At 67.4% G+C, this 24,026-nt stretch carries 26 protein-coding genes and 1 pseudogene; 10 read left to right on the top strand and 17 right to left on the bottom strand.

The window, feature by feature from the left end; genetic code table 11:
- Nucleotides 1-27: 27 nt before the first annotated feature.
- Nucleotides 28-684 (bottom strand): DUF1028 domain-containing protein, encoded by a 657-nt coding sequence (locus TX76_RS04530; RefSeq protein WP_049899586.1) that lies wholly within the window; start codon nt 682-684, stop codon nt 28-30.
- A gap of 88 nt (nt 685-772) precedes the next feature.
- Between TX76_RS04530 and TX76_RS04525 the strand changes: the two genes are divergently transcribed.
- A complete protein-coding gene (locus TX76_RS04525; RefSeq protein ID WP_049899583.1) occupies nt 773-2,452 on the top strand; it encodes a gamma-glutamyltransferase family protein in 1,680 nt (559 codons plus the stop codon).
- A gap of 21 nt (nt 2,453-2,473) precedes the next feature.
- Here the strand turns inward: TX76_RS04525 and coxB are convergent, their stop codons facing one another.
- Nucleotides 2,474-3,358 carry a cytochrome c oxidase subunit II gene (gene coxB, locus TX76_RS04520; protein WP_079890749.1) on the bottom strand — a complete coding sequence of 295 codons (885 nt, stop codon included), beginning with the start codon at nt 3,356-3,358 and terminating at the stop codon, nt 2,474-2,476.
- A gap of 129 nt (nt 3,359-3,487) precedes the next feature.
- On the opposite strand from coxB, the gene TX76_RS04515 reads away from it, so the two are divergent.
- Entirely contained in the window at nt 3,488-4,027 is a 540-nt protein-coding gene (locus TX76_RS04515; RefSeq protein WP_049899580.1) for a DUF6789 family protein, read from the top strand.
- A 79-nt stretch (nt 4,028-4,106) separates the two neighbouring features.
- Here the strand turns inward: TX76_RS04515 and TX76_RS04510 are convergent, their stop codons facing one another.
- From TX76_RS04510 to TX76_RS04500, 3 genes are read right to left on the bottom strand one after another with little or no spacing between them, the layout of a single operon-like run.
- Nucleotides 4,107-4,622: a hypothetical protein gene (locus TX76_RS04510; protein WP_049899576.1), complete on the bottom strand. Its 516-nt coding sequence runs from the start codon at nt 4,620-4,622 to the stop codon at nt 4,107-4,109.
- The gene (locus TX76_RS04505) at nt 4,615-5,211 is read right to left on the bottom strand and encodes a hypothetical protein (protein WP_049899572.1); all 597 of its coding nucleotides are present in this window, start codon (nt 5,209-5,211) and stop codon (nt 4,615-4,617) included. The genes TX76_RS04510 and TX76_RS04505 overlap by 8 nt, the downstream gene beginning before the upstream one ends.
- Complete coding sequence (locus TX76_RS04500) at nt 5,208-7,034, bottom strand: cytochrome c oxidase subunit I (RefSeq protein WP_049899570.1); 1,827 nt, start codon at nt 7,032-7,034, stop codon at nt 5,208-5,210. The genes TX76_RS04505 and TX76_RS04500 overlap by 4 nt, the downstream gene beginning before the upstream one ends.
- A 319-nt stretch (nt 7,035-7,353) precedes the next feature.
- Between TX76_RS04500 and TX76_RS04495 the strand changes: the two genes are divergently transcribed.
- The 4 genes from TX76_RS04495 (at nt 7,354) to TX76_RS04480 (ending at nt 8,878) form a co-directional block, all read left to right on the top strand.
- Nucleotides 7,354-8,058 carry a hypothetical protein gene (locus TX76_RS04495; protein WP_049899567.1) on the top strand — a complete coding sequence of 235 codons (705 nt, stop codon included), beginning with the start codon at nt 7,354-7,356 and terminating at the stop codon, nt 8,056-8,058.
- A 78-nt stretch (nt 8,059-8,136) separates the two neighbouring features.
- Complete coding sequence (gene srp19, locus TX76_RS04490) at nt 8,137-8,415, top strand: signal recognition particle subunit SRP19 (RefSeq protein ID WP_049899564.1); 279 nt, start codon at nt 8,137-8,139, stop codon at nt 8,413-8,415.
- On the top strand, nt 8,412-8,633 hold the full coding sequence (locus tag TX76_RS04485; RefSeq protein WP_049899563.1) for an H/ACA ribonucleoprotein complex subunit GAR1: 222 nt from the start codon (nt 8,412-8,414) through the stop codon (nt 8,631-8,633). Before srp19 ends, TX76_RS04485 begins: the two co-directional genes overlap by 4 nt.
- 65 nt (nt 8,634-8,698) lie before the next feature.
- Entirely contained in the window at nt 8,699-8,878 is a 180-nt protein-coding gene (locus tag TX76_RS04480) for a hypothetical protein (protein ID WP_049899559.1), read from the top strand.
- Nucleotides 8,879-9,048: 170 nt separating this feature from the next.
- On the opposite strand, the gene TX76_RS04475 is transcribed toward TX76_RS04480, so the two are convergent.
- Nucleotides 9,049-9,915 carry a YihY/virulence factor BrkB family protein gene (locus TX76_RS04475; RefSeq protein WP_049899557.1) on the bottom strand — a complete coding sequence of 289 codons (867 nt, stop codon included), beginning with the start codon at nt 9,913-9,915 and terminating at the stop codon, nt 9,049-9,051.
- A 127-nt stretch (nt 9,916-10,042) separates the two neighbouring features.
- On the opposite strand from TX76_RS04475, the gene TX76_RS04470 reads away from it, so the two are divergent.
- Nucleotides 10,043-11,206 (top strand): presenilin family intramembrane aspartyl protease PSH, encoded by a 1,164-nt coding sequence (locus TX76_RS04470; RefSeq protein WP_049899554.1) that lies wholly within the window; start codon nt 10,043-10,045, stop codon nt 11,204-11,206.
- Nucleotides 11,207-11,588: 382 nt separating this feature from the next.
- Here the strand turns inward: TX76_RS04470 and TX76_RS04465 are convergent, their stop codons facing one another.
- Together TX76_RS04465 and TX76_RS17485 are read right to left on the bottom strand one after the other, a co-directional pair.
- Nucleotides 11,589-12,605: an ornithine cyclodeaminase family protein gene (locus TX76_RS04465; protein ID WP_049899552.1), complete on the bottom strand. Its 1,017-nt coding sequence runs from the start codon at nt 12,603-12,605 to the stop codon at nt 11,589-11,591.
- Nucleotides 12,606-13,284: 679 nt separating this feature from the next.
- On the bottom strand, nt 13,285-13,512 hold the full coding sequence (locus TX76_RS17485; protein ID WP_154018999.1) for a hypothetical protein: 228 nt from the start codon (nt 13,510-13,512) through the stop codon (nt 13,285-13,287).
- Between the two features lie 349 nt (nt 13,513-13,861).
- Here TX76_RS17485 and TX76_RS04460 point away from each other — a divergent pair.
- Nucleotides 13,862-15,191 (top strand): annotated as a pseudogene (locus TX76_RS04460) (MFS transporter).
- Between the two features lie 6 nt (nt 15,192-15,197).
- On the opposite strand, the gene TX76_RS04455 reads toward TX76_RS04460, so the two are convergent.
- The 6 genes from TX76_RS04455 to rpl7ae all read right to left on the bottom strand — a co-directional run bounded on the left by TX76_RS04455 (nt 15,198) and on the right by rpl7ae (nt 19,823).
- Nucleotides 15,198-15,536 carry a hypothetical protein gene (locus TX76_RS04455; protein WP_049899549.1) on the bottom strand — a complete coding sequence of 113 codons (339 nt, stop codon included), beginning with the start codon at nt 15,534-15,536 and terminating at the stop codon, nt 15,198-15,200.
- Nucleotides 15,533-17,914: a penicillin acylase family protein gene (locus tag TX76_RS04450; RefSeq protein WP_049899546.1), complete on the bottom strand. Its 2,382-nt coding sequence runs from the start codon at nt 17,912-17,914 to the stop codon at nt 15,533-15,535. Before TX76_RS04450 ends, TX76_RS04455 begins: the two co-directional genes overlap by 4 nt.
- 296 nt (nt 17,915-18,210) lie before the next feature.
- Complete coding sequence (ndk, locus tag TX76_RS04445) at nt 18,211-18,693, bottom strand: nucleoside-diphosphate kinase (protein ID WP_049899543.1); 483 nt, start codon at nt 18,691-18,693, stop codon at nt 18,211-18,213.
- The gene (locus TX76_RS04440; protein ID WP_049899539.1) at nt 18,690-19,235 is read right to left on the bottom strand and encodes a 50S ribosomal protein L24e; all 546 of its coding nucleotides are present in this window, start codon (nt 19,233-19,235) and stop codon (nt 18,690-18,692) included. Before TX76_RS04440 ends, ndk begins: the two co-directional genes overlap by 4 nt.
- Complete coding sequence (locus TX76_RS04435) at nt 19,235-19,456, bottom strand: 30S ribosomal protein S28e (RefSeq protein WP_049899536.1); 222 nt, start codon at nt 19,454-19,456, stop codon at nt 19,235-19,237. Before TX76_RS04435 ends, TX76_RS04440 begins: the two co-directional genes overlap by 1 nt.
- 4 nt (nt 19,457-19,460) lie before the next feature.
- Nucleotides 19,461-19,823 carry a 50S ribosomal protein L7Ae gene (rpl7ae, locus tag TX76_RS04430; protein WP_049899534.1) on the bottom strand — a complete coding sequence of 121 codons (363 nt, stop codon included), beginning with the start codon at nt 19,821-19,823 and terminating at the stop codon, nt 19,461-19,463.
- Between the two features lie 261 nt (nt 19,824-20,084).
- Between rpl7ae and TX76_RS04425 the strand changes: the two genes are divergently transcribed.
- On the top strand, nt 20,085-20,504 hold the full coding sequence (locus TX76_RS04425) for a hypothetical protein (protein ID WP_154018998.1): 420 nt from the start codon (nt 20,085-20,087) through the stop codon (nt 20,502-20,504).
- 27 nt (nt 20,505-20,531) lie between these two features.
- Here TX76_RS04425 and TX76_RS04420 read toward each other — a convergent pair whose 3' ends face one another.
- A complete protein-coding gene (locus TX76_RS04420) occupies nt 20,532-20,864 on the bottom strand; it encodes a hypothetical protein (protein WP_049899529.1) in 333 nt (110 codons plus the stop codon).
- A gap of 110 nt (nt 20,865-20,974) precedes the next feature.
- Here TX76_RS04420 and tmcA point away from each other — a divergent pair, with 110 nt between their 5' ends.
- A complete protein-coding gene (gene tmcA, locus TX76_RS04415) occupies nt 20,975-23,239 on the top strand; it encodes a tRNA(Met) cytidine acetyltransferase TmcA (protein WP_049899526.1) in 2,265 nt (754 codons plus the stop codon).
- A gap of 32 nt (nt 23,240-23,271) precedes the next feature.
- Here tmcA and crcB read toward each other — a convergent pair whose 3' ends face one another.
- Entirely contained in the window at nt 23,272-23,637 is a 366-nt protein-coding gene (gene crcB / locus TX76_RS04410; protein WP_049899523.1) for a fluoride efflux transporter CrcB, read from the bottom strand.
- Complete coding sequence (locus tag TX76_RS04405; protein ID WP_049899520.1) at nt 23,634-24,026, bottom strand: fluoride efflux transporter FluC; 393 nt, start codon at nt 24,024-24,026, stop codon at nt 23,634-23,636. The genes crcB and TX76_RS04405 overlap by 4 nt, the downstream gene beginning before the upstream one ends.

Genomic DNA, 24,026 nt, shown 5'->3' with positions numbered 1-24,026 from the left:
ACTGCCCGGCCCCGTTCCGGAGCCCCGTCAGTCGAAGATCCGGTCCTTCGAGGACTCGCTGAACCCGTCGCTGGCCGCCTTCGCCGTTTCGTACACTCGCCGGAGCTCCGCGATCGGTTCGTCGTGGGCGTCGACCCGGAGATCGTGGTACGCCGTGGTTTCGGGGGCCTTCACCGCGACCGCAGCGGAGGTGTGGCCTCGCTTGTCCCCGCCGGCTGCCTTGCCCGCCGCGAGCGCGTCGATCAGTTTCGCGACCACGTCATCGTGGGAATCCCGCTCGGTGAACGTCTCGACGAGCGCATCGAGGGTATCCCCGCCGACGAGCATGTTCCCGGCGACGGTGACGCCGCGGTCGGCGTGGACCTGGTGGCCGAACCACCCCTCACATCCCTCGCCGGAGACGGCGTGGGCGTTGCCGCGCGCGTCGAGCCCGTGGACCTGCCGGAGGTCGGCGTGATCGTCGCGGGCCAGCAGTCCGTCGAGTGCGTCGTCGACGCCGAGATCGGGCAGCAGCGCGACGCCGCGCCGGCCCAGCCGCACGTTGACGAAGCTCTGGGTGCTGACGACACCGTCGTGGCTGACGTGCGGTGCCAACGCGCCGACCGCCGGTGCGTCGGTCGCGACGCCGACGCCGAAGGTCGTTCCCGCGCCAGTCGTCTCGCGAACACAGATCGAGAACGTCATGCTCGGTCCGACGATATGTCGGCCGATAACGTTCACCCCGAATGTGTCCGGTGGGTCCTTTAGGCTGGTCTCGGTGTAAGGACCCGTAATGCCAGCGCCCGACCTCGACCGGTTCACGTCGCGCCGATCGACCGTGTATGCCGAGCGCGGCGTCGTCGCCACCAGTCAGCCGCTCGCCGCGGAGGCCGGCGTCGAGATCCTGCGTGAGGGCGGCAACGCCTTCGACGCCGCCGTCGCCACCGCCGCGGCGCTCAACGTGGTCGAGCCGACGAGCACCGGACTGGGCGGCGACGCGTTCGCGCTCTACCGAACCGCCGACGGCGAGACCGGCGCGATGCGAGCCTGCGGCGGCGCGCCACGCGAGGCGACCATCGAAAACGTCCGTGCCGCGATCCGCGAGCACGACGATCCCTCGGAGTGGTACCCCAGCGAGCGCGGCTACGCGGTCGATGACAGCGACGCCGCCGACGAACTCGGCATGCCGTTTCTCGGCCCCCACGCCGTCACCGTGCCCGGCACCGCACGGGGCTGGGAGGCGACCGTCGAGCGCCACGGCCGCCGCTCGCTCGCCGAGGTGCTCCAGCCCGCGATCGGCTACGCCACCGAGGGCTACCCCGTCTCGGAGGTCATCGCCCACCACTGGCAGGCCGCAGAGGACCTGTTCACCGACGAGCACGCCGCCGACGCCTATCTGAAGGACGGCGAAGCTCCGGGCGTCGGCGAGCGCATGTGCCTCCCCGATCTCGGCGAGAGTCTTCGGACGATCGCCGAACGGGGCGCTGACGCCGTGTACGAGGGCGAGATCGCCGAACAAATCGCGAGCGAGGTTCAGGCGAAGGGCGGCTTCCTCACCCGCGAGGACCTCGCGGGCTTCGAACCCGAGTTCCCCGATCCCGTCTCGACGCGGTACAACGGCGCGGAGGTGTACGAGCTCCCGCCGAACAATCAGGGACTGATCGCGCTCGAAGCGCTCAACGTCGCCGCGGCAGTCGGCGCGGGCGAACACCCCATCGACTCGCCCGAGCGCGTCCACTACTTCGCGGAGGCCACGAAGCGTGCGTTCCACGACGGCCACCGCTACGTCACCGACCCCACCTACGAGGACGTCCCGCCGCTCGCCTCCAGCGAGTGGGCGCGGCAGCGTGCCGCGGACGTCGACGCGACCGCGAGCGACGTGAGCTTCGGCGTCCCCGACGCGCGCGCCGAGGATTCCGACACCGTGTTGCTCTGCGTCGCCGACGACGCGGGCAACGTGGTTTCGTTCATCAACTCCCGGTTCGCCGGGTTCGGCTCCGGTCTCGTCGCTGGCGACACCGGGATCGCCCTCCAGAACCGCGGCGCGTCGTTCTCGCTCGATCCGGACCATCCGAACAGTCTCGAACCCGAGAAGCGACCGTTTCACACGCTGATCCCCGGCATCGTGGATCTCGCGCCCGATACCCAGGAAGACGACTGGGCGGCGTTCGGCGTGATGGGTGGGTACATGCAGCCCCAGGGTCACGTCCAGGTCGTCAGCAATCTCGTCGATCACGACCTGCCGCTCCAGGCCGCGCTCGATCGCCCCCGATGGCGCTACCGCGAGGACGGCTCGCTCGCGGTCGAGGGCCGGATCGACGGCAATCTCGCGACGAAGCTCACTCGAATGGGCCACGACGTCCGCGTGCTCGCGCCGACGCTGTTCGGCGGCGCGCAGATCGCGAGAAACAAAGATGGGGTGCTCTCGGGTGCGACCGAACCGCGGAAGGACGGCACGGTCGCCGGGTTCTGAGGCGTCCAGGCGTCGATCGCGTCACGGCCTCGCCGCCGTCGCGGGTTCCGCTGGCGCGTGACTGGTGGAAGACCGACCGTCGTCCCCCACTTGGACGGGTGCGCGCTGCGCTGCCCTCTGCGAACTCGTCGCGTTCGACGAGTCGGCCGACCCGGTGGCGTTTCCGGATCGCTGCTCGTCGAGCCACGCCCGATATCGCTCCTCGCTTCTGACCGTGACGTTCGCGTACATCCGGGAGTGGCCCGCCCCGCAGAACTCCGAGCAGTAGACCCGGTACTCGCCGGTCGCGCCCACGCTCGTTCGGATGGTGTTGTACTGGCCGGGGATCGCGTCCTGTTTGAGGCCGAGTTCGGGTGCATGGAACGCGTGTATCACCTCCCGCGCGGTGATGTGGTAGTAGACGTCGGTGTTCGCCGGAATCACCGACGTGTTCTGCGTGGAGACGTTCGCCTCGGGGTAGACGAACTCCCAGCCCCAGCGGTACGCGACCACCTCGACCTCGATCGCGTCGGGATCGTCGGGCACGACCGCGCCCTGGAGGGCCTGCTCCGAGGCGTTCGTCTGGACGCTCGCGTCGCCGTAGCTCGGCGAGATGTAGGGACTCAACAGGACGTTGAACGACGCGAACCCCACGAACAGCAGGACGATCGCGGTCGCGAGGGTCCACGTGATTTCGAGCGAGCGGTTCTCCTTCGTGGGGGTGGGGTCGTGGTTGTCTCGGTACCGCCAGACCGCGTAAAAGAGGATGGTCTCGACGAGGATCGCGAGCGGGGCGGCGACGTAGAGGAGCTGGCGATTCAGGTTCTGGATCAGCGCCCGGTTGATCGACTGGGCTGCGGCCGGTTCGACGGCGAGCACCAGCGCGGCGGCGAGCGCTCCCCCGACTGTCGCGCGCCTGCGTGCCATTGGGCGATCATCGCCTGGCGCGCACAAGTATCTACTGACGGCGGCCGTCGGTGCCGGGGATGCCAGAACGGAGGCCGTGAGGAGTGCGCGGTGGGAGTCTTTTTGCGCCCGGGGGGCGAACCCACGGGCATGGTCGACGCCGGCGGGTTCATCGAGTGGGTGACGGGCGAATCCGAGGGCGAGGCGCTCACCGACCTCCGGCGGATCGTCGTCGGCGGGCTCGTGGGTGCGATCGCGGGCGGGCTCGGCACCCTCGCGTTCTCGGCGCTGCTCGCCCTCGCGGTCGTCCTCGGTGCGTTCGAGCCGACTCAGTTCGGCGAACTCGCGGGGCTCGCCGGGATCGGCGATCCGATCGTCGGCGAGGGCAACCCGCGGGTCGGCTTCGCGATCTTCGTCGCTGGCGGGATGACGACGTGGCCGTTCCTCTTCGCCTCGCTCCATCACTACCTGCCTGGCTGGCGGATGGCAGTCAGCGGGATCACGTTCGCGGCGATCGGCTGGTCCGGGTTCGCGATCGCCTTCTACTCGGGTCAGACCGGCATCGAGCTCCTGCTCTTTCTCGTGCTCACGTTCGTCGGCCAGTGTCTCTACGGGTTCGTGCTCGGCCTCGTCTTCGAGTACGCCGAGCCGCGCGTCGAGGTCGCCTTCGTCGGGACGACGTTCCAGTGACCGCCCAGCGCGAGACACGCCCCGGGACGACGACTCGACCCGTCGAGCCATCGACCGTGATCGGTGGTGGACGGGTGAATCAGCGCCGGAGCCGATCGATCGCGACGGACGCCCCGACGAGAGCGAGAAGGCCGATGGCGGCCCGCGTCGGGGTCGGCGTCGCGTGACCTGCCGTCACGAACCCGCCGATGCCTTCGTCGTCCTCGTCGAGTTCATCGTTCGAGAGCGCGATCTCCCTCCGTGCGGCGGGTAGCGTGACGTCGTCGAACCCCCCGAAGTGCTCGTGGCCGAGGTCGTCGACGAGTTCCTCGACTTCCTGTCTGGTCTCGGCGTCGAGCCCGTCGATCCGCTCGACGCTGTACGGGCCTCGTTTCGCGGCCCAGAGCGCGTTGTAGCTGAGTTCGCCCCGCGAGGTGACCACCGGCAGCGCGAGGTCCTCGAACGCCCCGGGCTCGTCGAACCCGGATTTCGAGAGCAGGAAGCGATCGGCGGCCGCGGGGAGGTCCTCGGTGTCGAAGTCCACCTCGGAGGGGAACTCCCAGTCGTTTCGCGTCGTGCCCGAAAAGCTCGGTCGGTGGATCTCGTACTCACTCATTACCTTTGTCCTCCTTTCGGCCGAAGCGGCGCTGTAGCTCCGGCGCGACGACCATCCCGCTACCGATCACGAGGCCCGCGATCGAGAGCGGGAAGCGGACCGCGCCAGCCGTCACACACTCGTTGTTGGAGGTGATCGCCACGTAGTATTCAGCGCCCTCGTATTCGACGAGGACGCCGTCGCGGAACGCGTCGAGGTGCTCGACGCTCTCCCCCTCGATCGGGTGCTCGTTGCTCGCCTCGTCGAGCGCCGCGCGGAACGCACGCTGTTCGTCGGCGGTCAGCGCCGCGAAGTCGAGCCGCTCGAACTCCGGCGGTTCCGCTCCGGCGTCGACCGCCTCGGTGTCCTCCGGCGGCAGGACCTCGATGTACGGATCGCTACACAGGTCGAAGTCCTCCTGAAACACCGCGTACGCACCGACGACGGTGGGGCCGATGCTGGCCGAGAGGACCACCACGCCGACGAACGCGATCGTGTAGACCTGAAGGGTTCGGCTCGTGACCGCCCGCCGGGCGCTGCGCGCGACCGGCGCGAAGTGCTCTCGCAGGTCCTTCTCGTCGCTACCCTCCAGTTCGTCGTCGCTGCTCATCTCTCGCTCTCACTCCCGGATGACTCGCTCGGCGTACCCGAACCATCGGTCGCGTAGCGCTCGCGGAGCTGCGCCTCGAAGTGCTGCCACTCGCGAGTGAACTGGCCGACCTCCTTCAGATCCCAGACGTCGGCCTCGGTGATCCGCGAGCCCCAGAAGTAGGATTTGAGCATGTTCCACACCCACAACATTACGCTGATCCCGACGACGTACGCCCCGATCGTCGTGATCTCCATCAGCGGCGCGAACTCCGCGGGGTAGCTCGCGAACCGCCGCGGCAGCCCGAGCGCACCAGTAATGAGCATCGCGCCGAAGGTCACGATCACGCCGACCACCATCAGCACGGCCTGAAACCGGGCGAGCGGCCGGTCGTACATCCGCTCGGTGAGGATCGGGAACCAGTAGTAACTCGCCGCCATCATCATGAACGGGATGACGCCCATCAGGATCATGTGGAAGTGTCCCACGACGTAGTAGGTGTCGTGATACAGCAGGTCCACCGGGATCGAGGCGAGGAACACCCCCGTGATGCCGCCGATCACGAACGTGCTGAGCCCGCCGACACAGAAGATCATCGGCGCGGTTAGCCTGACTCGCCCCTTCCAGATCGTCGTGATCCAGTTGAACTCCTTGATCGCGCTCGGGATCGCGATCGCGAGCGAGACCGCCATGAAGCTCGCGCGGATCCGCGGATCGATCCCCGTGGAGAACATGTGATGGGCCCACACCCCGAACGAGAGCACCCCGATCGCGAACGTCGAGTAGATCACGTAGGTTCGGCCGAACAGCGTCCGTCCGGCGAACTTCGGGAGGATGTAGCTCATCAGCCCGAACCCGGGGAGGACGAGGATGTACACTTCGGGGTGGCCCCAGAACCAGAAGATGTGCTGCCAGAGGATCGGCCCGCCGCCGTCGAGTGTGAAGAAGGCCGTGCCGAAGTTCCGATCGAGCAGCAACATGACGATCGCGCTGCCGAGCAGCGAGAACGCGAACAGCGCGATCCCCGCCGTCGTGACGAGCGTCCACGTGAACAGGTCGAGGTCGGCCCACGAGACGCCCTCGCCGCGCTCGGCGAACACGGTGACGATGAAGTTGATCGAGGCGAGCACGGTCGCGATCCCGCTCAGGTGGAGGCCGAGCAGGAAGAAATCCACCTGGGGGTTCGGCGACTGGATCGACAGCGGTGTGTACAGATACCACCCGATCTCGGGAGGCTTGATCGCGAACAGGAACTCGATCGCCTCCACGGGGATCCAGACGCCGAGGAACTTCGCGAAGACGTTGATGACGAGCCCGCCCCGAATGAGGATCAGTGCGGGCGGCAACAGCCAGAAGCCGAGCGCGTTGAGTCGCGGGAAGGCGAGGTCGTCGGCCCCGATCAGGATGGGCAGGAAGTAGTTCGCGAGGCCGAAGAACACGGGGGTGACAAAGAGGATCAACATCGTGATCCCGTGGGTCGTGAAGAGCGCGTTGTAGGTCGCCTCGGTCCAGATGTCGGCTTCGGGGGTGAGGAGCTCGGTCCGGATCATCATCGCGTCGGTGCCGCCCCACAGCCCCGCGATCGTCCCGAAGACGATGTACATGATCCCGATGTCCTTGTGATCGACAGTCGTGAGCCAGCGCGTGATCCCCGCCGACTTTGCCGCGGTCTCCGTGCCGGCCTCGGTGGTGGGGTTCGCGGGGAGGTAGCCACCGTCGGCACGCTCACCACCGTCCGGGCGGGCCGGTTCGGGCGGCGCTGTCGCCCGGTTCACGTGGATCCGCCACGCGAGGAGCCCGAGGATCAGGCCGAGCACCGCGATGCCGACGATCGCCTCAACCATGGGTGGGGGTGTCGACGCGACGCGGGAGCGCGACGGTTTCGCCTGCCACTGCAAGCGCCCGGTCGGCACGGTTCCCGACTGCCGCGACACGGTTCATACGCGGTCGTCGGGACCGACCGACTAATAGCCAGCGGACGGGCGGACCGCTTTCCGGAAGGTGCGAGGCGGTGCTGTCGAGAGGGGACGTCCGAACTCGATCGGGCTCTCACGACCGCCGACGAGCGAAACGTGGCGGCCGGTAGCGGACCGCGGATCGTCTGGCGCGGGGCGAATCGATCGCCCCCACAAAGCACTTGTCGCCCCGTTCGCCACGAACGACATGGACGAGAGCCGTCGGCGCTTCGTTCGCAGAGCGGCTCTCGGCGCGACCGCTCTCGTGGCCGGATGCACGAACGCGGGACGGTCGGGCGACGAATCGTCATCACCGACCACCACGACCGGTAATATCCAGTCCACGTCGGAAACGGCTGCGAACACGTCCGCCGCCACCGACACCGAAACGACCGAGGGGACCACGACTTCCGTCGGAGACGGATCGACCACCCCGAACGAGACGACCCTGGACGCGACGACCGACGGCGAAACGGCTGAAATCGACCCCACGGTGACCGAAACGACGGAGCCGACTGCACCTCCCGGCCCACAGACCACCGTCGGTGACGCCCGGTACGTGGGTAAGTTCGTCCTCTGGAACGACGACGACGCATCCCACTCGCTCTCTGTTTCGATCACGAAAAACGGCTCGGCGTTGCTCGACGACACCTTCGATCTCGACGCCGACTCCTCGACGCGCGTGGACAACCCGATAACGAAACAGGGCAGCTACCGAATCCGAGCCGAAACGGAATCCGGCGCGAGCGAGACGTTCACGTGGGAAATAGCTCGCTGTAGCAACTACGAGTACATCCAGATCTACATCGACGAGGAGTCCGGACTCCGATTCAGGAAGTTCAAGCAGACGGTCGATCCACCACCCACCTGCTCCGGCCGAATCACCGACGGCGGAGAGCAGGAACACCGATAACGTCCCGACCCGCTCGAAGCTGGAGCCGAACCAGCCCGGACCGAAGACGTTTACGCGGGGCCGGGGGAAAGACGCGGCATGGTCGAGAACGTCATCTGGCCCGCCTACCTCGATCGGGAGCTGAGCCGGAGCGAGGGCCGGCGGGTCCCCCGGTCGGCGGCGGTCCCGGCACCGACGGTCGACGAGATCGCGCGCGCCGCTGGCCAGGTCGGCTACGACGTGGTGATCGAGCGCGAGAAGACCTACCCGCGCGAGTACGAACCTCGGGGGCGAGTCCTGATCGAGAACGCCGACGACGCCGGCAAGTCCGATCTCCTCCAGGCGGTCGCGGCGTACGTCGCCGTCCTCCGGGAATGAAACGCGCCGGCGAGGTCGTCCGGGTCGCTCAGGGACTCGCGATCGTCCGCTGTCCCGACGAGACTCATCCCGACATCGGGACCGAGCTCAGCGATCAGGAGCTCTCGACCGTGGGCCAAGTGGTCGACGTATTTGGACCGGTCGAGCGGCCGTATCTCGCGGTCGATCCCAGAAACGAGCCGGCGTTGTTGCTCGGCAGTCGACTCTACGCCGAGTGACTGATGAGGGTCGATAGCTCGTCCGAGCGATACTGACTTCCGATCGGAGCTGGAGAGGGGACGAAATGGCAGTCCTGCGCGATCGTCGTGTCGCGGCGGGTGTCGTGACCGCTCTGGCGGTGCTGGCGATGACGCTCGCGTTCGGGTTCGATGGGTTCGTGGCCGCGAATCGGATGGCCGAACTGCTGTTTTGGGCGCTGGTAGTGTACGGCGTCCTGCGGTTCTGTGTTCGCGTTCTCGGTTGAGACGTTCACCACCGCCGGACTCGCTTCGCTCGCCCGACGAGGCTCGCAGGCCGGAGGCCTGCTCATTTCCGGAAGACTCGCTCCGCTCGTCTTCCGACGTTCGAGAAGCGAAGCTTCTCTCACCACCGCTGGACCTCCGGTCCAGTGAGGCTCGCGCGCCGAAGGCGCGCTCACCACCGCCACCGCCCGCCGTCGGAAGCGGTGTCGGGAGCACGGGACGCATCGAGCGGCGCGCGTTCGTCGTCGAGAAACCCCGATCGGCCCGCGAGCACGACGTTCACGACCGCGCCCAGCAGGAGCACGAGGCCGCTGTAGTAGAGCCAGAGCAGCACGAGGAGAACGCCACCGATCACGCCGTAGGCGGCGTACTGGCCGGCGTAGGCGACGTAGAGCTGGAAGGCGAACTCGGTCACGGTCCAGCCGAGTGCCGCGAGCAGCGTTCCCGGCAACACCTCGACGACCGAGACGTCGACGTCCGGCAGGAAGTAGTACAGCGGCAGGAAGGTGAGCGAGAGCCCAACCACGAGAAGCAACGGATGGAACCCCTCGACGTAGGGAATCGTGGGAAGGAGCGCGAGCGCCGCACTGGTGAGCACGATCGCGCCGACCGCGAGCCCCACGCCGAGGAGGACGATCGCCCCGTCGCGGAGCTGGGCGAGCAACGATTTCGGCCGCCGCACGCCGTAGATCGCGTCGAACGCGATGTCGAGCCCGCGGAACAGCTTGAGTGCGCTCCACAGCAGCGTCACGAGTCCGATCACCGATGCGCCGGTCTGGCCCGAGGGATCGGTCAGCACGTCCGCGAGCAGGTCGCGCGCGCTCTCGGTCAGCGTCGATTCGAGGAGTTCGGTGATCCGCGTCGCGAACGCCTCGCCGCCGACGACCGTCGCCGCGACGAACGCCAGCACGAACAGCGGCACCAGCGAGACGAACGCGTAGAAGGCGAGACTCCCGGCCAGAAAGGTGAGATGGTTCTCGCGGATCTCGGCGATCGTCGCCCGGACGAGCGTCGCCGGCCGTGACGAACGGAGGTTCATGACTCTTCGATCCTTCCCCGAATGAGGGTGTGCGACCGCCTAACTCTTCGCATCGCTCGGCGTTCGAACACTCATTCCCGCGAGCCCGCAACGAAACCCCGAAGGGTGCGCCGGGAGTGAGTGGCCCATGCACCAGCGCAGGCGGGTCGTCGCGGCCGGCGCGGCCACGATCGCGATCTTTCTCGCGGTCCAGGTGGGCGCGCTCGCGCTCGTCGGCCCGTTCGAATCCGCGGGCTACCGTGCGGTCGAGAACCCCTCGAACCCGGCGAACAGCGCGATCTATCTCGGTGCGATCCTCGTCGCCACAGCAGTGATGCTCGGAACGATCAAACTCGGCGCGGACTGGGTACTTCGGGGATTCGTGATCCTCTCGGCCGGGTTCGTCTCGCTCTATGTCTTCTCGGTGCTCCTGCCCGCACCCCTCGGCTGGTCGGTCGCCGGGATCGCGACCTCGCCGCTCGCGCTCGCCGCCGCGGGCCTGCTCGCGGGCGCACTCCTCTTTTACCCGGAGTGGTACGTCATCGACGCCGCCGGGATCGTGATGGGTGCGGGCGCGGCCGCACTGTTCGGCATCAGCTTCGGCCTCCTCCCCGCGATCGTACTCTTGGTCGCGCTCGCGGTCTACGACGCCATCTCGGTGTACGGCACCGAACACATGCTCGCGCTCGCCGACGGTGTGATGGACCTCAAACTCCCGGTCGTCCTCGTGATCCCGCTCACACTCTCCTATTCGTTTCTCGACGAGAGCCCTTCGACCGCGGAGGATTCTGACGGACGGGCCGTCGAAGCGGACGGCGGCGAGCCGAGCGAAACGAGGCTCGCCTCGTCGGACGAGCGAGGCGAGGTGCGACCGGAGGGAGCGCCTCGAAACAGCGAACGGCAAGGCCGTGAGCGAAGCGAGTCCGACGGCGGCGACGACGCAGCCACCGACGAGACAGCGGACGCCAACAGCGACGGTGACGACGCGGCCGAGCGGCCGGGCCTCGACGAGCGCGAGGCGCTGTTCGTCGGTCTGGGCGACGCGGTGATGCCGGGCGTGATGGTGGCGAGCGCCGCCGTGTTCGCGCCCGCATCACCGCTCGTCACCGGGTTCGCGCTCACTCTGCCCGCACTCACGGCGATGATCGGGACGATCTGTGGCCTCGTGGCGTTGCTCTGGTTCGTGATGCAGGGCCGCGCACACGCCGGTCTTCCGCTTCTCAATGGCGGCGCGGTCGGCGGCTACCTCCTCGGCGCGCTCGCAGCCGGGATCCCGCTGGTGCGCGCGGTCGGTCTCGGACCGTACGTCTGAGGATTGACTTCTTCCATCCTGCGCAAGCTATATCCGTGCTACTCGAATGGCTGAGAAATATACCATGCGACCGGACTCTTGGGGGGGGGTGCGGCTCTCGGCGTTTTGATTCTCGTGCTCGCGTTGCGAGTGACTCCGGATGTTCTGAGCAGTTTGGATGGGTTGGTAGAACAAGGACTCCCGTTTTCAGCGTCGGTATTCACGATTGGACTGATTAGCGGATACGCCGGTGGCATTTTTTGTGGTATAAGCTTGCTCGTGGGATATCATTGGAGGGACAATAGTACACTCAACCGAGCGCTTCGAATCTGGGGTGTTTCAGTGTCAATTCTGTTGTCAGTCGGGACAGTTCTCGTTCTTGTGAAATAGTCCCGCCATCCCCTCATTCCCCAGTAAGCGCCTGACTCGCCGGCGAGAACTCGATCGGCGTCCCCAGCCCCTTCTCGTGCGCCGTCTCGTAGAGCAGGTGGGCGGCCGCGACGGTTTCGATGCCCGTCCCGCCCGAGTCGAACACCGTGATCTCCTCGTCGGCCTCACGACCCGGAGCCTCGCCGGCAACCACTTCGCCGAGTTCCGCGTGGATCGCGTCCTCGCTGACGACGCTCTCCTCGACCGCGTGGATGAACGAACCCGCGTCCTGCATCACGCGCTCGCGGAGGTCGGGGACGTATTTCGCGCGCTGGATGGTCGTCGCATCGAGTTCGCGTTTCTCCGGGTTGTACTGGCCCATCGCGGTGACGTGCGCGCCGGTTTCGAGGAGGTCGCCGTCGAACACCGGCTCCGAACTATTCGTCGCGGTGATGACCACGTCTGCGTCCTCGACCGCGGCGGCGCTGGAGGCGACCGCGGCCACCGCCGGGTCGAGTCGTTCGTTCATCGTCGCGGCGAACGACTCGCGATGCTCGTGGGTCGGCGAGTAGACGTTCACGGTCTCGAACTCGCGGACCGTGGCCGCCGCCCGGACCTGGCCGCGGGCCTGCGCGCCGCTGCCGATCACCGCGAGCGTCGTCGCGTCCTCGCGCGCGAGCGCGTCGACCCCCACTGCGCCCGCCGCTCCCGTTTTGAAGGGGTTGAGGCTCGCGCCGTCGAGCAGCGCGAGCGGCGCGCCCGAGTCGGCGTCGAACAGCGGCAGCATGAAGTGAGCGTCGTGGTCGCCGAAGCCCGCGGCGTAGGTGTACCCGCCCATCGCGCCCGTCTCTGGCAGGATCGCGGTGTAGCCCGTCAACATCCCCGGTGGATCGTCGTTCGTGAGCGTCGTCCGCGGAGCCGCGGGCGCGCCGTGGCCCCGCTGGCGGTAGCCCTCGCGGACCGCCGCGACGTACTCCGCAGGCGTCGCGAGCCCTGCACACTCCTCGCTCGTGAGAAACAGCGCCTCGTCGGATTCGGTGGCCGGCGTCATGACGTGTCATCGGCGGAGCGACGGCTTATGACTGGTGGCTCCCCGTGGACGCGCCGAACCGCGATCTACTCGACAGAGACGACCGAGAGGTTCTTGCCAGACGGCTGTCTGATGCACGCTTGAGCGGAGTACTGCACGGAAATCCCTGTATCCTCTGGCTGTTTGGTAGCTATCTGCTGTGCTGGTCTCTCTTGCCATGTGGCTGACCACAGTGCTCGAAATCGCGCAACCGTTCGCATGATCTCGTTGCTCGTAGGCGATTCGAGCGTGCACGGCGGCACGGCTTGCCGTCCAGGTCAGGGCTGCGTTCGATCTCGGAGAGCAGTGGGGATTTCGACGGGCCCTCTCCGGGTGTCCGCCGGAGTGCTGTGCTGCTTTGACTTGCTGTTGCATCAGAAACCCGCTGAGGGCTCCCGAATCAGATGAAAGCCGCTGTGCGATTCTCGTTTGTAATCGAAGCGGTAGCGGCTCAGTGACCCTCCCATCTCATCATAAGGGGCTCAGAGAGGTTGGTGATTCGTCATCGCCGCCACCACAACGATCTTCCTGTATCCGTATTAGCGTTCTGCCGGTAGAACAGTGGTGTTCAGATGGGGCTGAAAAGTGAGGCGCAGTAGGATTTCAGTGCTCTATGCCAAAATCCACCGGCCTCGATGGTTGCTACTGCTCTGTCGTGCTTTCACCAATTCGCCCAAGCAGTTCGGATTCCCGTTCCTCCGAGGAGTAGGCCAATCCCTCCTGCAACGATGACGCCTGCCGTTGCGATAGTGTCGGTGGTGCAGGTTTCTTCGATCCCGGTCCCACTCACGCAAAACGTCGTTGGGTAGGTGAATGCTACAAGTAGTACGAACGCCCCGACTACCACGGCTGCAAGCCCGAGTATCACTTTCAGGTTCTCCGAGGCCATGCTGTTGGTTGGATGGGGGGTTTCATAAATCCATCTCCGTTGGCGTCGGTAGGATTACCGGATAGCGCTGCAAGTCGATGCTCAGGAACGAGACACGCTGCTCTACTCGATGGTGAGGGCCAGCGGGGTCAGGGCCACGCCAACAACCGTGTCCGCGAGCACCGGAATCCGTCGGGACGGACCGGCGGACGATCCCGTGTACTGAGGTGGTCGCGGTGAGCGCCGACGACCGGCTCGCACGGTCACTCTCTCGGCCGTGGTGCGAGCGAGGGCGACCGATCGGCGGTGACGAGGCCCCACGAAACCCCCCGACCGACGGGTTGAAATCGGTCGCCGGAGGATTTCGAGTGTGAACGGCAACGACCGCACGATCGTCGGCCTCGTGATGGGCGCGCACGCGATGGTCCACACTTACGAGCTCTCGATCCCGATCCTCGTGTCGGTCTGGCTCGTGGAGTTCGACACCGTCTCGGTACTTTCTGCAACGTTTCCGGTCAACGCGGCCACGCTCGGGGTCGTGGTGTCGGCGGGCTACGCGCTGTTCGGGCTCGGCGCGCTGCTCGCCGGCGTGCTCGCCGACGCCTACGGCTCGCGCCCCCTCGATCGCGCTCTGTCTGTTCGGGATGGGTGGATCCTTTCTCCTGCTCGGGCTCGCGCCTGGCGTCGTCGTGATCGCACTTGCCCTCGTCTGCTGGGGTGCGGCGGCGAGCGTCTACCATCCATCGGGCCTCGCGCTGATCAGCAAGGGCGTCCACGAGCGCGGCAGCGCGTTCGCGTACCACGGGATGGCGGGCAACCTCGGGATCGCGCTCGGGCCGCTCGCCACCACGCTTGCCCTCCTCGCGTTCGGCTGGCGAACTGTCGCCGGCCTCCTCGCGATCCCTGCCCTGATCGCGGGGCTGTTCGCGCTCCGGGCCGACATCGACGAGACCGCTGCGGTCGGCACAGCCGAGGGCGGCACCGGGAGCCGTGCCACCGATGGCGGCACGCCCGACGACGAAGCGACTGAAACGGAGACGGGCACCGCGACAGGCGGGATCGAGTCGTTCGGGGAGTTCCTCGCCAGCTCGAAGGCGCTGTTCGGGGGGGTGTTCGTGCTCGTCTTCGGGGTGGCGATGCTCTCGGGACTCTACTACCGGGGCGTGCTCACCTTCCTGCCCGAGATCCTCTCCGAGTTCCCCGCGTTCCAGCCCGTCGCGTTCGCGGGCTCCGAACTCCTGCCCGAGCGGTACTTCTACGCCGGCCTGCTGATGGTCGGCGTGCTCGGCCAGTACGTCGGCGGGCGGCTCACCGATCACGTCCGGCCCGCGGCGGGGATCGCCGGGGGCTACGGCGCGCTCGCCGTGCTCGCCGTGCTCTTCCTCCCGGTGGCCCGGATCGGGATCGTTCCGCTTCTGGTCGTGGGAGCCGCGCTCGGCTTCTTCCTGTTTTTCGTCCAGCCGCTGTACCAGGCCGCGATCGCGGAGTTCAGCCCGCCCGAGGCCCGGGGGGTCTCCTACGGCTACACCTACCTCGGCGTGTTCGGCATCGGCGCGCTCGGCGGGACCATCGCCGGCGCGATCCTGACCGCGTTCTCGCCGGCGGTCCTGTTCGCGGTGCTCGCCGGCTTCGGCGCGCTCGCAGCACTGCTGGGTGTGGCAGTTCTCGTTCGCACCGAGAGCTCACTCACGACGGCCTGACCGGCGCTACACCAGCCACCGCGAGAGCGCCGCGAACGCCGCCACCACGGGCGGGAGGGCGAGACTGATGGCGACGATCCGGCCCATCGCGAGGTACTGCGTCAGGTCGCCGCCGACGAACAGCGCCACGACGAACAGCGCCACGACGAGCACGCCGAACCCGAAGCCAGCGAGCAGCGCGCGGCCACGGGTGGCCGACGCGAGCCCCACGAGCGCGCCGCCGACGAACAGCCCGGCCCAGTGGACCCACGCAGCAACGAGCCCGACGGCGATGGCGACGATCATCGTCAGCCACCGCCAGGCCTCGGCCGACCGGAACCGCCGCCACCGGTTCGTGAGGCTCACTGGTCGTCCCCCTGCTCGAAGGTGAGCGTCGACTCGCCCCGGATCTCCCGACTCATCGACTTGTACTCGGTGTCGGCCCACAGTTCGAGCTGGTCGTCGTAGTGCCCGGAGTAGTACGATCCCGAGTTGCCCCCGGGAACCACCCCCTGAGAGGGGCCGTCCATCGGACAGACCATCCGCCAACTGCTCCCCGTGGGGTTCTCGACGGCGTAGTTGTTCACCGTCGCGCGCGAGCCGTCCGTGGGGAGCGCGGGGTAGCCGAGGAAGTCGAGGCCGAGTGGATGATCCATCGCCCCGGTGGTGTTGTACCCACCGTAGGTGTCGTACTCGGCGTCCTCGATCTCCTCGATCGCCGCGTCGAGCGCATCAAGCATGACCCCGGCACGCGAACGTCCCTCGAACCACCGACTGTCGGGACCGAGATGCTGGAGTACCCAGTCGTTCGGGTAGTACGACGAACCGAGATCGTGCTCCTCGAAGGTCGGGCCGAAGACCCGCTCTCGGTACTCGTCGAACCACCGCGTGAACAGCAGTGCCGCGAGCGAGTCACGCTCCATTCGGCGATCCCAGTCGTCGAGCGCGTCGACGTACTGCCCGATTTCGGCCGTATCGTCCGCCGCGCGCGCGATCTCGACGAGCAGCGGCACGAGCGCCTCGGCGCGCAGGTCGAGCGTGTCACGCTGGAGCTCCTTCACGAACTGAGGATCGATCGGCTCGTCCGATTGCGCCCGCCGGTCGAGCCGGTCGTAGATCCGGATGCCGCGATACGGATCGGAGTACGCCTCGGCGATGTAGTGCTCCGGATCGTCCACGACTCGCTGGTTCGCCGTGCCGATGTAATCGGGGTTCATCACGTGTGGCTTCTCCTCGAACGGCACGAACCCCTCCCACGAGGAGGTGCCGAAGGGTGTGAACCCCTGCCACTCGCCCTCGCCAGCGGAGCCGTCGAAGATTCGATCCCCCGGAACCACTTCGCCGTCGGTGGTGCGGATCGGGATTCTGCCGGTGACGTAATAGAGCGTGTTGCCGTCGCGGTCTGCGTACACGAGGTTCTGGGTCGGCACGTCGAAGTTTCGTGTGGCCTCGACGATGTCGTCGAGCCCTTCGCTCTGACTGTATTGATAGATCGCCTGGGGCGTCGACTCCGCGGTGTGGCCGGTCCACGCGACTCCAACCCGTTCGCCCTCGCGCTCGATGACCGGGCCGTGGACGGTCTTCCTGACGGTCATCTGCTTGTTCTCGCCGCCGTCGACCTCGATCGTCCGCTGTTCGGTCTCGAACTCGCGCCACTCGTCCTCGTATCGATACTCGCCGTTCCGCGTGTCGTACCGGTAGAAGTCGATCACGTCCGCGCCGGTGTTCGTGAATCCCCACGCGCCGGCGTCGTTCTCGCCGATGACCACGAACGGCACCCCCGGGAAGGTCACGCCGCGAACGCTCGTTGCCGGGGTGCTGAGGTTCATCTCGTACCACACGGGGGGAGCCATCAGGCTCAGATGGGGATCGTTCGCCACGATCGGCGCGCCGCTCGCGGTGTGCTCGCCCGAAACCACCCAGCTGTTCGAGCCGATCCCCGACGGTGACTCGAACTGACTCAACCAATCGGCGAGCGCGGGATCGACGGTGTGTGGCGACGATTCGTGCTCCGTTCTCGATCCCTGCTGGCTCGCCTGGTCGATCCCCCCATCGCGGATGATCGGCGACTCGTGGTCGAGCCGCGACGGGTAGAGCTCCTCGGCGACCTCCCCGCCGAGCCGGTCGGCCACGAGCGACGTCCGGAGCGTCCGGAAGCTCCCCGTGAGAGTCCACGCGATCTGCTTTTGCATCAAGATCGTGTCGACCGGCGTCCACGGGTCGGGCTCGTACTCTAGTAAGGAAAATTCGAGCGCCGACGGGTCGTTCGCCATGATCTCGTTGACGCCCGCGGTGTAGGCTTCGGTGAGTGCACCGGCCCGAGAGTCCGCGAGCGAGTCCCACGTCACCTGCGCCGCGCCCGCGAAATCCATCTTCGTCCGGAACTCGTCGGAATCGAGGGTCTGCTCGCCGACGACCGCCGACAGCTCGCCGCGCATCTGTCGGCGCTGGAGATCCAGCTGGAAGGCCCGATCGCGCGCCTGGGCGTACCCGACCGCGTAGTAGAGCGCTTCCTCGCTCTCGCCGGTGACGTTCGGCACGCCGTACTCGTCGTAGCGCACCTCGGCCGCGCCGTAGGGGCCCTCGATCGTGCGGGAGTCCGGCCGGTCGGTCGCGTCCCACGCCGACCCCGAGAGCGGCGCGAACCGTTCGAGATACCCTCTGACGGGCGAGAACACGCTCGCGCCGACGCCGCCCGCGAGGATCGCCCCCACGAGCGCGCGCCGCGTGAGATCGCTGTCCATGCGTGTCACTACGTGGCGCGCGATATAAAGCCGCGAAAACGGTGATGAACTGGTTGGTGATTTGCTCCGACCGTCATCGTTCGAACGTCGCTTCTCCGTTACGGTGGCGCGCGGGAGTGCGCCGGAGGCGCACGACTCGTGCGAGGGATGACTGAGCGAGCGTAGCGAGCGAGGGAGTCGGCTGGGGAGGTGTGTGGTCTGTGGTTCTCGTTTGCGTCGAGATTCGTCGCGGATGAATCGGTCTTCGTTACTGGCGGTACCGGCGAGACTGTTCGGTCACGTCCCCACCAGTACTGTCAGTGGTCGTCCGCGTCCTCGTAGACCCACGTCGCGGTGTCGTGCTCCCAGTCGACGAGCTCGCTCTCCTCGAAGAACAGCTCGATCTCGCGCTCGTTGGCCCCTTCGTCCTCGTGATCGCTCCCGTGGATCAGGTTGTGGCCGAGGTCGTTGCCGAGATCGCCACGGATCGTTCCCGGGGCAGCCTCCTGCGCGTCCGTCTCGCCCATCAGCCGGCGGACCTGGCGCGTCGCGTCAGTGCCCTCCCAGACCATCGCGAACACGGGTCCGGAGGTGATGAACTCGACGAGTCCCTCGAAGAACGGCTTGTCCTCGTGCTCGGCGTAGTGTTCGTGGGCGAGCTCCTCGTCGATCCGCATGAACTTCCCGCCGACCATCGTGAGACCCTTGCCTTCGAGCCGGGCGACGATCTCGCCGATCAATCCCCGTTGAACGGCGTCGGGTTTCGCCATCACGAACGTCCGCTCGTCGTGGTGACTCACTGCTCGTCCTCGTCCTCGCCACTGTCGTCGGTATCGCGCACCGTCTCCTCGTTATCGACGGTCGCCTCGGCCTCGTCGGGATCGGCCGCTGCCGTCGTTCCCTCTTCGTCCTCGCGACCGCCGGCCGGTCGGCCCTCGATCTCGTCGAGTTCCTCGGTCTCGGCCCCGGTGTCGTCGGCGGCGTCGGTGTCGGCTGTCGGCTCGCCCGATCGCGAGCCCGCGTCGCCCGCCGCTGCGGCGACCGCCTCGGCCTCGGTTTCGTCGGGTGCCGTGTCGATCTCGTCAGCGACGGTGTCGGTCTGGTCCTCATCCGGCTCGGCCGCGACCTGCTCGATCTCGTCGGCCGTGCCGGCCTCGCCGCCCGCCATCCGCTGGCCCTCGGCGGTCCATTCGAGGTCGCGCGCGGCCCGGCCGAGGTCGGCGTTGTTCTCACACTTCGACGAGCAGTAGTGCACGACGCGCCCGTCGACGTGGACGAACATCGTTCCGGTGCCGGGTTCGATGTCCGTACCGCAGTAATCACACGAACGCGTGCGAACCATCAGCGACCCCCGATGGCGTCGGCCTCGCGAGCGGTCTCCCTGAGCTGGAGCACGTCGCCCTCGCGGACGGGGCCGAGACAGTTCCGTGTGATGATTCGTCCCCGGTTCTCGCCGCCCTGGATGCGGCATTTGACCTGCATCGCCTCGCCGTGCATCCCGGTCTTGCCGACGACCTCGATGACTTCGGCGGGCGTGGAGTCGGACTCCCCTTCTGCGCTCATCGTCCTATCGGAGGTCCTCGACCTTGCTCGTAATCGTCTCCACCTGCTCGTCGGCGTCGCCCGCGTCGACGATCGCCGCCGCGGCGCTGCCGACTTCGAGACCCGCTGCGTGGCCGACGTCGTCCTGAGTCTCGACGAACACGAAGGGGATCTCCTTCTCGTCGGCGAGCTCCGGCAGGTGCATCACGATCTCTTCGGGACTCACGTCTTCGGCGATGTAGACGAGTTCGGCGCTGTCGCGCTCCACAGCTTTCGTCGTCTCGTTGGTCCCTTTCTTCACAGTTCCAGTGTCCCGGGCGACTTCGAGCGCCTCGATGGCGTCGTCCTCGAGATCCGCCGGGACGTCATAGGTGACGTATACTGACATTGGTTGGTCCGTCCCGTGCGCGGGCTCTTCGTCCCCCGCCTTCGCCGGAACCACGTCGATCCCGACTGGCCGCCCCGCCGGCGGCCTGAGAGTCCTGTGAGGCTGGGAGCGTCATCAACCCCGCACGGGTTGTAGCGCGGGGTAGCGGAGGCCCGCATAAAAACGCTTTCAACCGCTCACGGCGTGCGAGCCGGGCGCACGGGGACGTTGACAGGCCGTCCCAAAGCTTTTCTATCGTCTCACTCGAACGACACCATGCCGATGGCGACACGAATCGACGAAGTGCCGAAATTCCCGCTCGGCAACAGTCCACTCTGGCACGTCTTCTTCGTCGTGCTCTGGGGCATCTGGGCGGCGCTGACTGTCAACGAGTACGTCGGTGATGCGTTCGGACTGCCGGCGTTTCTGCTCGCGCTGCTCTGCGGGGTGCTGTTCGGCGTTGCGCTGTTCGGGTGGCTCGCACGGACCAAACGCGGTAGGAAGGCGAGGCAGTTGTACGCCGATGCACCGCTGGGCCAGCAGCTCGTGATCGGTGTAGTGCTTCTCGTTCCACTGCTGGCCCTCATGTACGGTTTGAGCACGGTGGGAGTTTCCGCCGTTCTCGCACAAGTTGCCCTCGTCGGTGCTATCGTCGGCTATCACCAGTCGAAGTTCGCCTCGGCGTACGCCCGCCTCCAGTGATCGCTACGCGGCAGCCGACGCCAGACGCTACACGTTCCGAACCCCGAGTGCGACGACGCCCACGCAGACCACGACCGCGAGCAGCGTAGCGCCGACGAGCACCGGCCAGAGAGTGTCGAGCAGTGCGGGACCGCCCTCCCGGGCGAACTCCTCCGTCCGGTCGATCGCGGTCGAGGCGACGCTCACGATCGCGCCGCCGAACGCCGCCGCCAGGATGAAAAATATCTGGAGCAACGATCCGTATCGCTGCCACGCCGATTTCTCCGACGACTCGTTCTCGTCGGCGGAGTCGGTGGACCCACCGAAACGGCTCCGCAGTCGATCGATCGATGACGTAGTGGAGCCGTCGCGGTCGTCCATCCTACCGTCGCGTTCGTGACCCATGACATAAGTTCTATCGGTGATCGGGATTCGAGCACTCGCCGAGCCGGAACCGACGTTCCCATACCGTCCCACCGCCGTGATCTCCCATGATCGCCGACCTCGCGGCCGCGCTCCGCGACGAAGCCCGCCGCGCGAACGAGCGCCGGCTGCTCGTGCTCGCGGGCGAGCGCGAGGCGAGCTACCGGGCGGCGACCGACGCGCTCGACGGTGCGGGCGTTCCCGCCTCCGAGACGACGATCGTCGCGACGAAGGCCGCGAACGGAGCCGATTTCCGCGATTGCGAGCGCGTCACCCCGAAGCGCGCCGATGCGCTCCTCGGAACAACTCGAACGGCGGTCGTGCTCGACTGTCACGACGAGTGCCGGCCGAACGCGCTCGGCCGCACCGTGGGTGCGGTCGACGGCGGCGGTCTCGTCGTGCTCTGTACGCCGCCGCTCGATGCGTGGCCCGATCGGCGGGACGGCTTCGACGAGACGCTCGCTGTCCCACCGTTCGACGGCGAGGCTGTCGGCGGTCGGTTCCGGACCTGGCTCGTCGAGACGCTCCGCGCTCACCCTGGAATCGCGATCGTCGATGTCGATTCCGGAACTATCGAGCGTGATGGTCTTACCGACCCACCGGTGGCGACGGAGCGGCAGCCACCAGCGCCACCGAGCGACCACTCGTTCCCGCAGGCGACTTACGACGCCTGTCTCACGGCCGACCAAGCCGACGCTGTCCAGGTGTTCGAACGTCTCCGCGAGCAGGGTCACGCACTCGTCGTCGAGGCCGACCGCGGCCGCGGGAAGTCGAGCGCCGCCGGCCTCGCCGCGGGCGCGCTGGCTGCCGAGGGGAACGAGGTTCTCGTGACCGCACCAAGCTACCGGAGCGCCGCCGCCGTGTTCGAGCGGGCGCGCGAACTCCTCGAAACCCTCGATGCGCTCGCCGGCACGGACCGCGACGAGAACCCACAGTGCCTCGACACGCCAGGTGGCGGGCGGGTACGGTTCGCGGAGCCGGCGGCCGCCGTCGAAGACGAAGCGCTCGCTACCGCTGACGTCGCCATCGTCGACGAGGCCGCCGCACTGCCCGTCGACCGACTCGCGACGTTCCTCGACGCCCCCGCGGTGGCGTTCGTCACGACCGTCCACGGCTACGAGGGGGCGGGGCGGGGGTTCTCGGTCCGGTTTCGGGACCGACTCGCCGAAAGCGCGTTCGACGTGACCGAGCAACGTCTCGACGATCCGATCAGGTACGCCGCCGGCGATCCGATCGAGGTATGGCTCTTTCGAGCCCTCCTGCTCGACGCGCGCCCGTCCGTCGCGTCGCTGGTCGCCGAGGCCACGCCCGAGACCGTGACCCACGAACGCCTCTCGGCCGACGAGTTGCTCGCCGACGAGGTGGAGCTTCGAGAGGCGTTCGGACTCCTCGTCGCGGCCCACTACCGGACGGAGCCGAACGACCTCGCGCGACTGCTCGACGCACCGAACGTCACCGTGCACGCGCTGTGTCACGACGGCCACGTGGTGTCGGTCGCGCTGCTCGCCCGCGAAGGCGGCCTTTCTGCCGATCTCCGGCGCTCGGTGTACGAAGGAAATCGGATCGAGGGCCACCTCCTCCCGGACGTGCTCACCAGCCAATGTCGCGACCTCGAAGCAGGAGTCACGACCGGCCGGCGCGTGCTCCGGATCGCCACCCATCCCGCCGCTCGATCGCGCGGGCTCGGCTCACGACTGCTCGACGAGATTCGTTCGGCGAGCGAGGACGACGAAATCGACTGGCTCGGTGTCGGCTACGGTGCGACGCCCCAACTCGTCCGGTTCTGGGCTCGCAACGGTTTTTCACCTGTTCACCTCGCGATCACCCGCAACGACCGCAGCGGCGAACACTCCGCGCTCATGTTCGCACCGCTCTCGGAGTCTGGCCACGCTCTCCGCGACCGCCACGCTCGGTGGTTCGTCGGACGGATCGGCGGCCTGCTGACCGACTCGCTCGCCGACCTCGATCCCGACATCGTCCGCACAGTCATGGCTGCGAGCGCCGTCACGACACCGCTCGATCTCTCGGCCCACGAGTGGCGGACGATCGCAGCCGCAGCGTATGGGCCGGGTCTCGCCGCCATCGACCCCGACGCCTTTCGCCGGCTCGCACTCGTCCATCTCACCGATCCCGAGAGTAGCCATCTCTCGGCCCGCGAGGAGCGTCTGGTCGTCGCCCGAATCCTCCAGGGTCGCCCGGTCGAGCGCGTCGCCAACGACCTCGGCTACGTCTCGACCCGCGAGTGCCTCCGCGCGCTCGGCGACGCCTACCGGCCGCTGGTCGATCGGTACGGCGACCGGGTGGCCCACGAGGAACGCGATCGCTACGACTGATTCTCCGGCCCGTCAGTCCACCGGCCTGACGGTTACCCGAGAACGATCCGCACCGCGAGCCACGCGACGCCGATCGCCGCCAGTGAGCCGACGAGATTCACGGCACCGTTTGCGGCCGCCGCGGCCGACTCGCCCTGCTCCACGAGCCGAACCGTCTCGAACGAGAACGACGAAAAGGTGGTGAACGATCCGCACGCGCCAGTTCCGAGGAGTAAGACGATCTCCTCGCCAGCGCCAGCGAACGTCACGAGCCCGAGCACGAAGCTCCCGAGAACGTTGACCGCGAGCGTTCCGAGCGGGTAGGTTTCGCCCTCGACGTGCCGGCCCACGTAGGTTCGACAGAGCGCCCCGAGCGCTCCGCCGGTGCCGACGAGGTAGGCTGGGTCGAGTGGAATCACTCGCCAGTCCCCCCGTCGACGCGCCGGGCGAGGCTGCGGCCCGCGAGCACCCCGGCAAATCCGAGGCAGTAGGTGACGAGCACGTTCGCAACCATCCACACCGGCTCGGCGAGCAGCGTGGTCTGGAGTGCGAACGTACTGTAGGTCGTCAGCGAGGAGAGGAAGCCGGTGGCGACGACGACCCGGGTTCGCTCGGCGAGTACGCCGGCGTAGATCGCCTCGTAGAGCACGAACCCGAGCACGAAGCTCCCGACGACGTTGACGGCGAGCGTTCCACCGGGCCCGGGAATCACGCGTGCTACGAGATACCGGAGGTTCGACCCCGCAAACCCGCCGATGCCGATCAGCGTGGCGGCCTCGATCGTGCGAAGGAGCCGAGTGTCGTGCAT

Source organism: Halococcus agarilyticus, from assembly GCF_000334895.1.
GTDB lineage: Archaea > Halobacteriota > Halobacteria > Halobacteriales > Halococcaceae > Halococcus > Halococcus agarilyticus.
The sequence above is the reverse complement of the archived record's forward strand: the minus strand, read 5'-3'. Positions and strand labels throughout refer to the sequence as shown.

Coding starts and splice junctions, on each gene's coding strand:
- TX76_RS04530 (WP_049899586.1), bottom strand. CDS start 684: ATGACGTTCTCGATCTGTGTTCGCGAGACGACTGGCGCGGGAACGACC.
- TX76_RS04525 (WP_049899583.1), top strand. CDS start 773: ATGCCAGCGCCCGACCTCGACCGGTTCACGTCGCGCCGATCGACCGTG.
- coxB (WP_079890749.1), bottom strand. CDS start 3,358: ATGGCACGCAGGCGCGCGACAGTCGGGGGAGCGCTCGCCGCCGCGCTG.
- TX76_RS04515 (WP_049899580.1), top strand. CDS start 3,488: ATGGTCGACGCCGGCGGGTTCATCGAGTGGGTGACGGGCGAATCCGAG.
- TX76_RS04510 (WP_049899576.1), bottom strand. CDS start 4,622: ATGAGTGAGTACGAGATCCACCGACCGAGCTTTTCGGGCACGACGCGA.
- TX76_RS04505 (WP_049899572.1), bottom strand. CDS start 5,211: ATGAGCAGCGACGACGAACTGGAGGGTAGCGACGAGAAGGACCTGCGA.
- TX76_RS04500 (WP_049899570.1), bottom strand. CDS start 7,034: ATGGTTGAGGCGATCGTCGGCATCGCGGTGCTCGGCCTGATCCTCGGG.
- TX76_RS04495 (WP_049899567.1), top strand. CDS start 7,354: ATGGACGAGAGCCGTCGGCGCTTCGTTCGCAGAGCGGCTCTCGGCGCG.
- srp19 (WP_049899564.1), top strand. CDS start 8,137: ATGGTCGAGAACGTCATCTGGCCCGCCTACCTCGATCGGGAGCTGAGC.
- TX76_RS04485 (WP_049899563.1), top strand. CDS start 8,412: ATGAAACGCGCCGGCGAGGTCGTCCGGGTCGCTCAGGGACTCGCGATC.
- TX76_RS04480 (WP_049899559.1), top strand. CDS start 8,699: ATGGCAGTCCTGCGCGATCGTCGTGTCGCGGCGGGTGTCGTGACCGCT.
- TX76_RS04475 (WP_049899557.1), bottom strand. CDS start 9,915: ATGAACCTCCGTTCGTCACGGCCGGCGACGCTCGTCCGGGCGACGATC.
- TX76_RS04470 (WP_049899554.1), top strand. CDS start 10,043: ATGCACCAGCGCAGGCGGGTCGTCGCGGCCGGCGCGGCCACGATCGCG.
- TX76_RS04465 (WP_049899552.1), bottom strand. CDS start 12,605: ATGACGCCGGCCACCGAATCCGACGAGGCGCTGTTTCTCACGAGCGAG.
- TX76_RS17485 (WP_154018999.1), bottom strand. CDS start 13,512: ATGGCCTCGGAGAACCTGAAAGTGATACTCGGGCTTGCAGCCGTGGTA.
- TX76_RS04450 (WP_049899546.1), bottom strand. CDS start 17,914: ATGGACAGCGATCTCACGCGGCGCGCGCTCGTGGGGGCGATCCTCGCG.
- TX76_RS04440 (WP_049899539.1), bottom strand. CDS start 19,235: ATGGTTCGCACGCGTTCGTGTGATTACTGCGGTACGGACATCGAACCC.
- TX76_RS04435 (WP_049899536.1), bottom strand. CDS start 19,456: ATGAGCGCAGAAGGGGAGTCCGACTCCACGCCCGCCGAAGTCATCGAG.
- rpl7ae (WP_049899534.1), bottom strand. CDS start 19,823: ATGTCAGTATACGTCACCTATGACGTCCCGGCGGATCTCGAGGACGAC.
- TX76_RS04425 (WP_154018998.1), top strand. CDS start 20,085: ATGGCGACACGAATCGACGAAGTGCCGAAATTCCCGCTCGGCAACAGT.
- TX76_RS04420 (WP_049899529.1), bottom strand. CDS start 20,864: ATGGACGACCGCGACGGCTCCACTACGTCATCGATCGATCGACTGCGG.
- tmcA (WP_049899526.1), top strand. CDS start 20,975: ATGATCGCCGACCTCGCGGCCGCGCTCCGCGACGAAGCCCGCCGCGCG.
- TX76_RS04405 (WP_049899520.1), bottom strand. CDS start 24,026: ATGCACGACACTCGGCTCCTTCGCACGATCGAGGCCGCCACGCTGATC.